General features: G+C 48.7%; 8 protein-coding genes. All 8 read right to left on the bottom strand.

The window, feature by feature from the left end:
* Nucleotides 1-26 precede the first annotated feature (26 nt).
* The 8 genes from HQ865_RS01710 to HQ865_RS01675 are packed head-to-tail and all read right to left on the bottom strand — an operon-like array spanning nt 27 to nt 13,027.
* Nucleotides 27-899, bottom strand: coding sequence for a sugar phosphate isomerase/epimerase family protein (locus HQ865_RS01710; protein ID WP_173413228.1), 873 nt, complete (start codon nt 897-899; stop codon nt 27-29).
* Nucleotides 900-903: 4 nt separating this feature from the next.
* Complete coding sequence (locus HQ865_RS01705; RefSeq protein ID WP_173413227.1) at nt 904-2,301, bottom strand: acetylxylan esterase; 1,398 nt, start codon at nt 2,299-2,301, stop codon at nt 904-906.
* 3 nt (nt 2,302-2,304) lie between these two features.
* Nucleotides 2,305-3,441: a sialidase family protein gene (locus tag HQ865_RS01700; RefSeq protein ID WP_173413226.1), complete on the bottom strand. Its 1,137-nt coding sequence runs from the start codon at nt 3,439-3,441 to the stop codon at nt 2,305-2,307.
* Between the two features lie 13 nt (nt 3,442-3,454).
* Nucleotides 3,455-4,180: a DUF3826 domain-containing protein gene (locus tag HQ865_RS01695; RefSeq protein ID WP_237073700.1), complete on the bottom strand. Its 726-nt coding sequence runs from the start codon at nt 4,178-4,180 to the stop codon at nt 3,455-3,457.
* A 6-nt stretch (nt 4,181-4,186) separates the two neighbouring features.
* Nucleotides 4,187-6,934 carry an alpha-L-rhamnosidase gene (locus HQ865_RS01690; RefSeq protein WP_173413225.1) on the bottom strand — a complete coding sequence of 916 codons (2,748 nt, stop codon included), beginning with the start codon at nt 6,932-6,934 and terminating at the stop codon, nt 4,187-4,189.
* Nucleotides 6,931-9,726, bottom strand: a complete 2,796-nt coding sequence (locus tag HQ865_RS01685; RefSeq protein WP_173413224.1) for a glycoside hydrolase family 2 protein — start codon at nt 9,724-9,726, stop codon at nt 6,931-6,933. The genes HQ865_RS01690 and HQ865_RS01685 overlap by 4 nt, the downstream gene beginning before the upstream one ends.
* Nucleotides 9,727-9,729: 3 nt before the next feature.
* The gene (locus tag HQ865_RS01680) at nt 9,730-11,181 is read right to left on the bottom strand and encodes a sialate O-acetylesterase (protein WP_173413223.1); all 1,452 of its coding nucleotides are present in this window, start codon (nt 11,179-11,181) and stop codon (nt 9,730-9,732) included.
* 4 nt (nt 11,182-11,185) lie between these two features.
* The gene (locus HQ865_RS01675) at nt 11,186-13,027 is read right to left on the bottom strand and encodes a sialidase family protein (RefSeq protein WP_173413222.1); all 1,842 of its coding nucleotides are present in this window, start codon (nt 13,025-13,027) and stop codon (nt 11,186-11,188) included.
* Nucleotides 13,028-13,030 lie beyond the last annotated feature (3 nt).

The following is a 13,030-nucleotide window of genomic DNA, read 5'->3' as shown; positions in this document are numbered from 1 at the left end:
AATGACAAGTTGATTGAGCTGCATACCTAATTACCTGTTTGGAAAATCGACTTCACATAAGCGCTGTTCGCGCTGAAATTCTTTTTCACATTATGCACATCCTTCACATCGCGCGAGCGTTCTATCACCAGCCAGCCACCCCAACCCATTTTATCTAAAGTGGCTTTTACCTTTTTCATATCTATCTTGGGGTCATTCTGCAGCCATTCGCCATCGGTATCGGTGCAGTGGATCATCACAATGTTCTTCGCGCCCAGGGTTTCCAGTTCTTTTTGCAGATCGCGGCTATTATCCAGCGCATCCTGAAAATTGAAATAGCTTTTTATAGCCGGCGAACCGATCTCTTTCAGCAACGCAAGCTGGTCTTTAGCCGGCAGCGCTGTACCGATACCGATAACCACGCCCTCCTTCTCGGCCATTTTGCCTACCGCTTTTAAGCGTTCTACAACAGCCGCGCGGGTTTCAGGCGCTTTAGCAGGGTCGCTGACACCCAGCGGCAGGAAAGCTACTTTTACGCCCATCAGTTTCATGGTAGCAATGCAATCGCCGGTAGCAGCCACGGCGGTCTCGCGGGTAGCGAAAGGCTGGGCGAAGAAGCCGGTCATGGCCAGAGATGGGATTTCGATATTGAGCTCCTTAGATTTATCCAGGAATTGCTTTCGGATAGAATCTACCGTTAAGGTATTCTCAAAAGTAGGGCGCGGGCCCATGCCACCCATATCTACCTCAACGCCATCGGCACCAATGGTTTTGGTTAACTGGAACGCGCCCAGCTTTTGCCTTTTCAGGATCATGATATCGGCAACGGCCACTTTGTAACGTTGCTTTGTTTGTGCCGGTGCTTTGATAGCCGGGATGGCCATTAAACCCATCAACGCTATGATTACTTGCTTTTTCATCGTATTATTTTTTTGTCGCCGCGGCGAATACTTTTTCTAACTGATCGAACCCGTGGATGGCCCCTGCAGGCAGTTTCTCACCCTTATCGCCAAACACATACATGGCCGGTTCCTTCTCCACCGTTACGTGCGATTCATCGATATTGCCATCCTTATCCTGAACAGCCTTCAGATCTAAATGGAAGTTCTTAGCCAGGAATTTGTACAGGGGGATGCGCTTGCTCGGGCCAAAATCGTGCTTGTCATTGGGCAGGTGCACATTCTCTACCAGATCGGCCGCGCCGTAGTAGCCGTATACTTTTTTAATGTACGGAAAGTCGTGTTCGGGCATGTGCTGTGTCCAGTCGCTGCCGTCAGAGATCAGCAGTTGCGGGTGCGGAGCGGCCATGGCTGACAGTTCCATGTTATCGCTACCGCCGCCGCATTGGGCTATTGGCATCCCGCTTTCGCAGGGGCAACCGCCGTAAAAATACGACGACATCGAAACCACGGGGGCTGTAAGTGTGAGGCGCTCATCCAATGCGCCCATTAAAGCGGTATGGCTGCCGCCTCCCGAACCACCGCTGATGCCTACCCTTGTTGGATCTGTCTCTTTTAGCGATAGAACGTAATCCAGTATTCTGATGGCACCTAAAGTTTGTACGGTTTGCGCAAGAGAGCGGCGATGATCTTCCGATTTAAATTGCAGCAACGATTCGCCCCAGGCAAACAGGTCATAGCTGTAGGCCATAGCACCCATACGGGCAATATTGGCGCAGCGGATCTGGCAATCGGCACGGTAACGTTGCTTATCCCAATGCCCATCCGGACTTAACACTACCGGGATCTTGCCTTTAATTTTGGCAGGCTTATACAGCGAACCGTTAATGTACAAACCGGGCAATATCTCAATGGCAATATTCTCTACCGTATAACCATCGTAAACACGCTTTGGCGTGATGATAGGTGCCGATGCCGGTTTTGCAGGCAGCGGCGATAATTGCAAAGCAGCATATAATTGCGGGCGAAGTAAAGCTTTGCGCTCTTCAAACCCGGCCTTATCGTGGTATTGGGATGCGATGCGGTCCAGCTCTTTCCAGCCGTCTTCTACCGGCCAGTTGTAGTATTCGTACTCTTTTAGTTTGTAAACACCGGGCGCTTCCTTGTTCACCTTCATATTCAGGGGCATCAGCACATTGGCCAGCGTTTGGTCAACATCCGGGCGGAAGGCCCATTCGGCATATTTTACGGTCTTATCCTTAACCAGCTTTTCGTCTATCTTTATCTTTACGTGATACCGCCCGATGATCTCGTTCAGCACATCCTTCAATGGCTTGGGATAGCCCGCATCGGAGTTTTGCTGTGCCTGCGAAAAGCCGGCAACAGTCATCAATCCCGATAATAGAAACAATACTTTTTTCATCGTTTATTTCATTACGTCAACCTCGCCGGTTACTACAGGTAAGGTGTAACCTTTCACAGCCGGCCAAACGCCATCTTTTATCTCTTTCATTTCCAGCTTAGCCGGATCGATCACCACATGTTTTATCTTTTGCCTGCGCCAGGTATATACAATGTGCACCATACCATCCGATGCCTGGATAACCGATGGGTACGAGTACTGGCTGATCGGCGAATCTTCCAATATCGCCGAAGCGTACCAGTTCACACCATCTTTAGATACGGCCACATTCAACGGCGTGCGGGCGCCTTTCACTTCTTTACCCGGCGGCAATACGTGGTTGTATACCAGCAATTGGCGACCATCTTTCAGCGTTACCGCATCGGTACCCGAGTTATTATTCGGAAGCGATGTTTTCTCCAGTTTCGACCATGTTTTGCCGTTATCGCTTGACCATGCCGTTAATACCGCGCGGTTTTGGCTGCGGCAAAGGATCTGCAAACGGCCATCTTTATGGAACAGGATGCTGGGTTGTATAGCATTCATTTCGCCTTTGGCTTCATTAATTGGGCCTATCATCGTCCAGTTTTTACCCCAATCCTTAGTTGCTTCAAAATGCACCTGCCAGCCTTTGCCCTCAGTACTGGTTGGCGACATCAGTGTGCCGTCACCTAGCAAAACGGGCTTATTTTTTATCGGACCTAAAAATCCTTCAGGCAAAGCTTTCTGCGCCGACCAGGTGATGCCACCGTCTGATGATGTTTTCAAAAATCCCTTCCATGTTGATGGACTTGGGCCGATCTTGTAAAACAACATCAAATCGCCGCCTGGGATTTGGTACAATACCGGGTTCCAGGTTGGATAACGCAGGGTGTCGTTTTGGATACCGTTGGCTACGTTAATAGCTTCGGTCCATTTACCGTTTACCAGGCGGCTTACCCAGATACATACATCAGGGTTACGCTCTTTGGTACCACCGAACCAGGCGGCCACAAAACCGGTTTTGGTTTGCGCTATGGTTGAGGCATGGCACTCCGGATATGGGGCTTTTTCGTAGATGAATTCATCTTTAATAATCCCCTTGCGCCATGGGTTAGTTTGTGCTAAAGCAACTATGCCAATGATGGCTGTAAATACGGTTAATGAAAGTCTTTTTATCATGTTTCCTTATGTTCTATTGTTTTGCCGCGGCTTTATCCTTTGCAGCTTTATCTGCCGCCTTTTTAGCGATGATGGCTTTGGTATAATCGCCGTATAACTGGTGCCAGTTGCGGCCGTGTTCGTTCAGGTATTGTTCGTTCTTGGTTTTGTAGATCTCAAAAATTGCCGATACCTGCTTAATATTTTTAAAATCTACCGCCTGCTCACGCGCTAGTTTCAGGTTGGCTAAAATGGCGGCTTCTTCGGTCGGGGTCAGATCGGGCACGATAGATTTATAGCCATTCAGCGTGAAAGCTACTTTGCCGATGGTGTATTTATCCAGTATCACTTCCACCTGTTCTTCGGCCAGGTCTTTGCGCAAACCGGCCATCAAATTTTCGTGTACCGATCTTGGGATAGATGAGTTAACAATGATCTGCCTGTCCATTTCGCTCAGCGGCTTACCCGATAATGGGTTGATGCCGGCCGGTACCATATCGGCGTTGTGAGCGTTGTTCCAGTCGCGCACGGCTTTCAAATGCGTGGTAACCACATCCTTTACACGGGCGGCTTTATCAGCATCGGTTAAGTTTAATGCGGCCACATACTCAGCAGCTTTTTTGGCAACGTCCGCGTCGGCCTTTGCCTGTGCTTCAGGCGAGGCATCGGCTTTGGGCTTTGCAGTTTCCTGCGCCTTAACCATAGTGGTTAAAGACAGCATTGCCACGAGTACTAAACCTATCCTGTTCAATTTTTTCATATCTGCTTAATTAATACTATCGAATACATAATCGCCCGAACCTACTTCAAACAAAGCCCGGCCATTTTCCATCCGGATGAATTTCACGCCTTTTGACGTTGCCGCTTTTTGTCCGCTTTCCATCACCGCTGCGGCCGATTTAGCCGGAACATAAACCATGGCGGTGGTATTAGCCGGGATACTGATCTTCCAGTTAAACCGACCTCCATCTTTTTTCCAGCTGCTTTTTACCATGCCGTGGATAGAATGGTACGACGCATTCACAAAGTCCAACCCATCTACCGGCTCGGGTTTCATCACGATCTTTTTAAAGGCGATATCCTTGCTATCCGATTTTATCCCGGCCAGGTTTTCGTAAAACCAAACCAGTAGGTCGCCCAGAAGCATCACGTGGTTTTGCGAGTTCATGGATGGGTTGGCGGTATCGCCATTCCACAATTCCCAAAAAGTGGTGGCTCCTTTGTTCACCATGTAGCCCCAGCTCGGATAATCGGTATTGGTGGTCATTCGCCAGGCAATATCAGCACGACCGCGATCAGTCAAACCGCGCATCAACCATTGGGTACCAATTACCCCCGTGCTGATGTGGCCTTTATTGGCGACGAGTATCTTATCTTCGATATTTTTAAAAACATCTTTTTTAGCCGTTTCCGGCACCATGTCAAAGTAAAGCGGCAGCAGGTTTGATGTTACCGAGTTATTAGCATACTGCCGCGTTTTATCATCAAAATAAGTTTGATTGAACCTGGTTTTTATCTTCGAGGCCAGTTGGGCAAAGTCCTTTACGTCCTGCGGCTTATTCAGCAATTGGGCAAAGTTTTGCATCATCCCCAGCAGCTTATAATAGTAAGCCGTAGCGATCAGTTTGCCATCTGTAGTTCGCAAGGTATCTTTACTATGGATCAGTTCCGGCGATTCGGGCGGTACGCACCAATCGCCATATTTATCTTTGGTTTCGATGTAATCCTTCATAAAAGTGCGCATATAAACCAGCCACTTTTTCATGGATGCGTAGTGTTTGCTCAGCGCTTCCTTATCGCCATATTGATGATACAACATACCGGCTACCTGCAAATAAGTGGCAGGCCAGGTCATGTTATCGCTGTAATAATTCCAGTAAGCGGGGGCTACATCAGGGATGGAACCGTTAGGTTTTTGCGCCTGTTCGATATCATCCAACCATTTGGCATACAGCTTGGCATTATCAAACACAAAACTTTCGCTGTACGATCCGGTGGCATGATCGGCCAGCCAGGGCATACGCTCGTTACGCTGCGGGCAATCCAGCGGCATACCTTTGTAATTGCCTTGTATCCCCCAAACAGCATTGCGGTATATTTTATTCACCAGGTTGTTAGATGTTTCAAAACTTCCGGTTACCGGCAAATCATCGTTTACAACTTGCCCCTCAAAATCGTTAACAGTTGGCGTGCCCGGATAGTCCACGATCTCTACATACCGGAAACCATGGTAAACGAATACCGGGTGCCAGCTTTCTTCGCCTCCGCCTTTCAGGGTATACACATCGGTCACCTTGGCATCTCGCAGGTTGGCTACGTATAGTTCACCATCCTTTTGAGTGGTTTCGGCGTAGCGTAATTGTACTTTCTGTCCGTGCATACCACGCACCTTCATATTCAGCCAACCCACCATATTCTGCCCCATATCCATCACATACATCCCGGGTTTGACCAGTTTTACCGATAGCGGTTTAACCGTTTGCACCACGCGGATAGGCTCGTTCATCTGTCCCACCAGTTTGCCGCCGGATGCTTGCACCAGTTCGGGCTTCAGCCATTTGGCGTCGTTAAAACCGATGGTATTCCAACCCGGCATTTCCTTAGTAGCATCGTATTCCTCGCCATCGTATTCGTTGTTGGTGCGGATGGGGCCATCGGCAGTGAACTTCCAGCTACCGTCACTGATGATGGTTTGCTTTGTTCCGTTGTTATATTCTAACTCCAGTTGCAGCAGCATTTTAGGGAAACCGAACTCCTTAATTTTTTGAGGCTTGTACTTGGGCCGCATGGTAAAAAAACGCCCGTTGCCTAATGCGGTTGCAATGGCATTTGTTCCCTGTTTGATGTTTTTGGTAACATCGAAAGTGTTGTAGATAACCGACTTTGTGTAATCGGTAGGTGGGGTAGATAAAACCTGGTCGCCGATAGGCTGCCCGTTGATGAATAACTCGTAATGACCTAGTCCCACCATGTAAACCGTAGCTTTTTTTATACCTGATGCCGCATCGAATTGCTTGCGGTAATAACGTGCCGATAAACGCGAGAACTTAGAAACGCTATCCCAGGGGAAACCGTTATCATAACCTATCCATTTGGCTTTCCAATCAGCAGGGTTTAGCAAACCAACACTCCAACTGGCGGGTTGGCTCCATGTGCTTTCACCGTTGCTTGTCCATACTTTAACTTTCCAGTAACAAGCCGTGCGACTGGCCAATGGTTTGCCTGCATAGTTAATCTGCACCGAACGATCTGACGTAATTTTGTGTGAATCCCACAGGTCGCCAATATTGGCGGTCAGTTTAGCCCGAGTAGAAGCCACCAAAATTTGATAGGCAGTTTGACTGATGCCACGCCCATCGCCGGTGATTTCCCAACTTAAACGCGGGGATGTGGTTTGGATTCCCTGCGGGTTCATCAGCATTTCGCAACGCAGATTTTGCGTGCCGATAGCGGCGAAGCATTGGCAGCTTAGCAGCAGCAATGCCAGCAGGGCGATATATGCGCGGTTTATCATTTCCCCGAAAAATCAAAGTACAAGGTGATATTCAAAGCCATATTGATATCGCGGTAGTAATCGAAATACTTATTAGGGAAACCCTGCGTACCCAATTTCTCCGGTTTTTGCGATTTGGTACCGATAGGCGTGATCCCGTTCATGAACGATATATCGCCCGAAGGGAACGCCGGTGCCGTGTTATAGGTTTTTTTAGGATTGGCCGGGGTGAACAAACGCATAAATACGTCGCGGTTATCGCAAACTATGGTTACAGGCTGACCAGTAGTATTCAGTTTCATCCAGTACAGGTTAGAATAATAGCCTTTAAATTCGGGGTATTGCACCATACCCTGCCCGGTGATGGTATTGTTATAGGTTTTATCCCATACATTCAGCGTTACGCCTTTCATGCGGTTTTTCCATACGCGGTAAGGGCCATCGCCCATATAGGTTACGCCTTTTACATCTTTTTCGGGGTATGAGAAGCTGATACCCATCAGGTTGCCTTCTTCACCAACCGGCCAATAGCGCATAGATAGCTCCACCCATCCCGATGGATAGATGGTCCATTGCATTTGCGCAGCGTTGGCCTTTTTCTCGAACTCGCCCTCAACGATCACGTTGTCGCCATCGTATCGATACTTCAATCGTTGGAAGCCGGTCTTGTCGCCGCCCTCGGCCAGTACCGGGCCGTTATTGAAAGGGATATTACCTTTGGCGTTTTTAACACTGGCTAATACACCACTTGCACGTTTAAATTCAAGCTCGATGCCGTTGGCGCTTACTTTATACAGCGAGTCGGTTTCTTTGATAGTTGGTTTGTTGCTGCCGGCTTTAGTTACCATACGTGCGGTAATGGCATCATGACCGGTAATTGGCCAGCTCCAGGTATACAGTTCGCGCTTATCCGGACCGTAAGCCGTCATGTACAGCACATCATAATTTTGCCAGCCGGCAGGCAGGGCCATTTGCAAGTATCCGTTCTGCCCCGGTGCCACATCAGGTGATGCGATAGCGCCCGACTTTGCATCGGCCGCTACTTTATGGAATGCGTCGCTTAGTTTAATTAATTTATAGCTAAACGTACACTGCTTCAGGTTGGTGAAGAAATAACGGTTCTCCAGGCGCAATTTGCCATCAAACTTTGGCGTCATCTCGCGTGGTTCTAACCGAACAGGGCACCAGATCTCTTTAATAGCGTTATAGCTGCCCTCTTTTTCGTGGTAGGGGCCAACTATACCATCAGGACCGTGATCGCCATCGCTGTCCAACTCGCCGTTTTTATCGGTACGCACTACGGCTTCATCGGCAAATACCCATAAAAAGCCCCCGGCCGATAGCGGTGTATGCCACATCAGTTCCCAAAAATCATCCAGCCCGGCACCAAGGCCGCCGTCATACAAACCGTGCAAAAACTCGGTCGGGAAGGTTACATCATGCCCATGGAAATTGGTGGCCGTACCATAATCGTAGTTGATATAATGTTGAGTGTTAGTTCCGTTATAGATCGTCCAGGGATGGATAAGCGGTCGGCGCTGCGGATCTAAATCGCCGAATAAATGGTCGAGGTTAAGGTTAAAGCCGCCTTCGTTGCCATTATCCCAAACTACAATGGCCGGGTGGTTCACATCCTTTTCTATCATTTCATGCACCAGTTTGGCGCCTACTTCGTTATCGTAGTTACCGTGCCAGCCGGTCAGTTCATCCAGCACAAAAAGGCCAAGCGAATCGCAGGCATCAAGGAAATGTTCATCGGGTGGATAATGCGACATGCGCACCGCGTTCATGTTCATATCCTTGATCATCTTCACATCGGCAATGCTTTGTGTTTTATTCAATGCCCTACCGGTGGTAGGCCAGAACGAGTGGCGGTTAACACCTTTAAATTTGATCTTTACATTATTCACATAAATACCGTCGTGCACACGCAGCTCTACCGTGCGGAAGCCGAAGCGCTGTTTTACGGTGTGGGTTACTTTACCACCCTGGTTCAGTGTGAATACTACATTATACAGGTTAGGAAATTCCGGCGACCATAATTTTGGCGACGTGATATTACCCGAGATCTTGATCGTGGTATCACCCGCCTTCACCCCGGCAGAAAATCCCGGACCGAATTTTTTACCGTCCAACGTATACACCTGCCCGGTAACCGAGCCTGCTTTCACCGATGCCAGTTTCAGTTGCGCGTTGAAAACACCGCTGGCCTTGGCATCAATAGCCACCGCTTTTACGTGAGCCTTAGGAAATGCCTCTAAAAATACCGGGCGGAAGATGCCCCCGAATACCCAGAAATCGGCCTTGCGCTCGGCATTGTTTACCGATGCGTTGGCCGAATATTTGGCTACCGTTACTTCCAGCAGATTAGTTTTGCCGTAGTTCAATAAATTAGTGATATCATACTTGAATCGATAGAACGACCCCTGATGGATAGGCCCTACCGATTTGCCGTTCAACTTCACTTCGGTATCGGTCATCGAACCATCGAAAACGATATTTACCGCCTTGCCCTGCCATGCCGCGGGCACAGTAAATTCGTGTTTGTACAGGCCTTTTTCACGGCCTTTCAGGCTGTCTTTATCTAAACCATAATTGTATTTACCAAAGCCCTGCAACTCCCAGTTTGATGGCACGGGGATGGTAGTCCATTTGCCCGAATTGCGGCCCTCGGTGCAGTAGAACTGCCAGTTAACGGTATGGTCGCTGCCGGTACCGCTCAGGAAAACCTTTTGGGTCTCCTGCGCGCGCAGGTTAAAGCCTGCCAGCAACAGCAGGGCAAATAGCATCAGTTTAGTTCCGGCGGTTCTCATATATTATCGTGTATAAAGCACATTTGGGTTATCTGTTCTGAATGGCTGGGCAGGCAAACCGTTCTTATTAAAAAAATTAGGTTGGGCATCTTCGATCCAGGCAAAACGTACAGCTACGGGGGCCTTCACCGTAGCCGCCGACACTTCTACTTTATTACCTTTTATAACTGCGATAGCTGGTACGAACTTCCCATCCTTGCCTGCAATTGTAAAATGAGTTAAAGGCTTACCGTCATGACTAACTAAACCATCACCTATGCCTGAAAAGGAAAGGATCATTTTATCCCCATCCACAAATTTCCCGTTATATACCGGCCCCGAATAAACAACGGGCTTATGATATGTTTTCGCTAAAGCCACTAATTCAAGCCGCCTCCCGATCTCCCACTTAAACATAGGGTGCAGGTTCTTTACATCATCATTAAGATCGGTGGTACTTATCATACCCATATTAGCCTGATGCTGCATCATTCCCTGCGCTTCCCAAAAAAGAGGTAATGTTTCGGGGGTTATGACCACTGTAGACTTCATTTTTGAATAGTAATACGGAACTATCTGCACGTAATAAACCGGCAATTGCTGATCTTTCCATGCCGTTCGCCATGAATTGACCAGCATTTCCATTTTATCCATATAACTTTCACGCTCGGTCATATTGGCTTCGCCCTGGTACCATAAAAAACCGCGTAGGGATAAGGGGACAAGCGGCTCTATCATCCTATGCCAAAATTTACCATCAGCACCACTCACCTGTGCCGAATCTTTGCTTATCCTCTTAAAATTTTTTGAATTATCAAATTCGGTTTCGGGTATCCATGGCTCGATACGGCTACCGCTGATAGCCGCACAGATCACGCCCACCGGTACTTTCAAATCATGGTTTAAGTTCTTCGCAAAGAAATATCCCGCTGCAGAGAATGCCCGCAATGCTGAATCCTGCGCGATGCTCCAACCCGAATGGGTGGAATCGGGTTTGGCTAAATTCTTTTGGGTGACCAAAAATATCCTGATCTGCGGGTTATGTGCGTGTTCTATTTCATCAACCGGCGAGTAGGCGGTGGTCATGGTATCGGGTTTGTTTACTTTGCTATTTTTCCGCATCTCGTACGACATGTTCGACTGGCCCGAGCATAGCCAAACCTCGCCTACCAAAATATCGGTTAGCTTGATGGTGTTGGTACCCGAAATGATCAGCGTTTCGCCTTTGGCCGATGCCGGCATGGCATCCAGCATTACCTGCCATTTGCCAGATGCATCAGCAGCAGTGCTTTTACTTTGCTTACCGAATTTTACGGTCACTTTTTCTCCAACCGAAGCTGTGCCCCAAACGGGTATTGGTTTTTCGCGCTGCAGCACCATGCCGTTGCCCAATATTTTAGGCAATACCACTTCTGCCGAAGCACCGATGCGGCAAGCTAACAGTATCAGTAGTGTATATATTCCCCGCAGCTTCATCCTGTTAATTATTTTGTGTTTTGAACGATTTGATATAGAATACTGCCGGTTTGGCCTGCTCGCCTGCTTTCGGCAGGTCATAGTCCTGATCGGTAGGGGTATCGGCATCCGGGAAACGGCGTACGCTACCAGTGCGGAATACCACCCGCTTAACCGATAATACCGGAGCGAAGAACAAGTTCGGCGCCAGATCTTTGCCATTTACATTCAAGTAGTAGAAACGGGTATCGGTATTCAGTTTCAATACGATGTGCAGCGGTTTACCGGCTTCATACTTCATTAAACTCTTGCTGCGATAGCCCGCCTTGGTGATCAAATTCCCGGTCGAATCCAGCGTTAAGCGGATGGCTGCGTCGCCTTTGGCATTTTGAAACTCGATATCCAGTATGCCGGTATTAGCTTGACCTGGTACGATGGTAAAGTCTGCCATCATGCGTTTGGCTTCGGGCACCACCCGTTCGGCACGCGCGTAGTCAAAAGGGTCTTTATCGTTCAGCGCTAAGGCTTTGCTGCCATCGGCCATTTTTTCAATATCTACCTTAGCCCATAGCGGACTGAACGTATTCCATTTATCCAGCTCCTTACCGGCAGGCAGGGCGTTAAAATCTTCGTTCGCGGGGCCATCGGCCACATCGGTGATGGGCACGGGGATAGATGATACCCAGATATCTTCCTTGTTCATGCTGTAAGTAACCCAAAGTTTACCATCGGGGACGATACCGTTACCCTCGTCGATACCGCGGGTATACTGCGGGCCGTATGATTTATAGGCGCCGCCGTAACGCATGGTAGAGATCTCGCCGTTAACCAGCAGCAGGTTGGTATAATCCAGCCCATCCTTACTTACCGACACGGCCAGCGGCCAACGAAACTCGGACGGGTTATATACCGTGGCATATTTTCCGTCGGATGTTCTTTGCCCCCATATTTTGGCGTTGCTGGTTACAATGCGTGGCGCGCGGGTAGCGTTTTCGGGCCAGGTTTTGCCATTATCGGTGCTGATAGCGGTCAGGCCGTTCTTCCATAAACCAACTACACGGCCATCGTTCAGGTGGTAAAAGCTGAACGCCTTATATTCTTTATGCAAGGGGATCAGCGGGTCTTTGCGGTCGGTTTCCTCTATCCATTGCATCATCATCAGCGGGTTGGCCATCAGCTCATCGCAGGCCTGTACAAAGCCTTTATCCTTACTGGTTTTATAGAACGGATACGAGGTATTCTTCTCGTTCCATTTGGGGTTGTAGTGGATGAAATAGACCGGCCCGTACTTACCATCGGGTAAAACTTCGCGCACTACGCGGCCAATGCCCAAACCATCATTCGGGTCATCATGCGGGCCAAGGCAGATCCCGTAAAAACCCAGCACCAGTAAACGGTTTGATTTTGAGGTGTAAAAACCCATACGCTGGTGCATTACCGCATAAAGGTCCTTAGCTACTTCAGTACGGCCCTCTTTGGTAGTGCCATCAGGTATTTTATATTGCGGGAAAACCACTTCGGGTTTGCTCCAGTTCTGGCCGTCTTTCGAGGTGATCAGCAAAGTTTGTCCCGGCGGCACACTCTCGCCCACCTTATCGCTCAGGTATTCTACATAAAACGTATTCTTCCAGTAAGCCAGCATAGGGGCATGGTTATAAGTAAAACCAAAGCCCTCGGCCAGTTCGGGGTGCTCGCGGTTAGCGCGGAATATCTGCATATTATGTACCCCAACGGCTGGTGTTAACTGCCCGTGGTGATAATCTACATTGACTACCGTTTGCCCGGTATAATGCACGGTATCCTGCGCCCGCGCCGTTAAGCACAAACCCAGGATGGAGAAAATATATAAAGCGATATTCCTGCTCATGTC

This window comes from Mucilaginibacter mali (genome assembly GCF_013283875.1).
Lineage (GTDB): Bacteria > Bacteroidota > Bacteroidia > Sphingobacteriales > Sphingobacteriaceae > Mucilaginibacter > Mucilaginibacter mali.
The sequence above is the reverse complement of the archived record's forward strand: the minus strand, read 5'-3'. Positions and strand labels throughout refer to the sequence as shown.

What these genes read in the sequence shown, in the direction of transcription:
- HQ865_RS01710 (WP_173413228.1), bottom strand. Translation starts at nt 899, where the DNA reads ATGAAAAAGCAAGTAATCATAGCGTTGATGGGTTTAATGGCCATCCCG.
- HQ865_RS01705 (WP_173413227.1), bottom strand. Translation starts at nt 2,301, where the DNA reads ATGAAAAAAGTATTGTTTCTATTATCGGGATTGATGACTGTTGCCGGC.
- HQ865_RS01700 (WP_173413226.1), bottom strand. Translation starts at nt 3,441, where the DNA reads ATGATAAAAAGACTTTCATTAACCGTATTTACAGCCATCATTGGCATA.
- HQ865_RS01695 (WP_237073700.1), bottom strand. Translation starts at nt 4,180, where the DNA reads ATGAAAAAATTGAACAGGATAGGTTTAGTACTCGTGGCAATGCTGTCT.
- HQ865_RS01690 (WP_173413225.1), bottom strand. Translation starts at nt 6,934, where the DNA reads ATGATAAACCGCGCATATATCGCCCTGCTGGCATTGCTGCTGCTAAGC.
- HQ865_RS01685 (WP_173413224.1), bottom strand. Translation starts at nt 9,726, where the DNA reads ATGAGAACCGCCGGAACTAAACTGATGCTATTTGCCCTGCTGTTGCTG.
- HQ865_RS01680 (WP_173413223.1), bottom strand. Translation starts at nt 11,181, where the DNA reads ATGAAGCTGCGGGGAATATATACACTACTGATACTGTTAGCTTGCCGC.
- HQ865_RS01675 (WP_173413222.1), bottom strand. Translation starts at nt 13,027, where the DNA reads ATGAGCAGGAATATCGCTTTATATATTTTCTCCATCCTGGGTTTGTGC.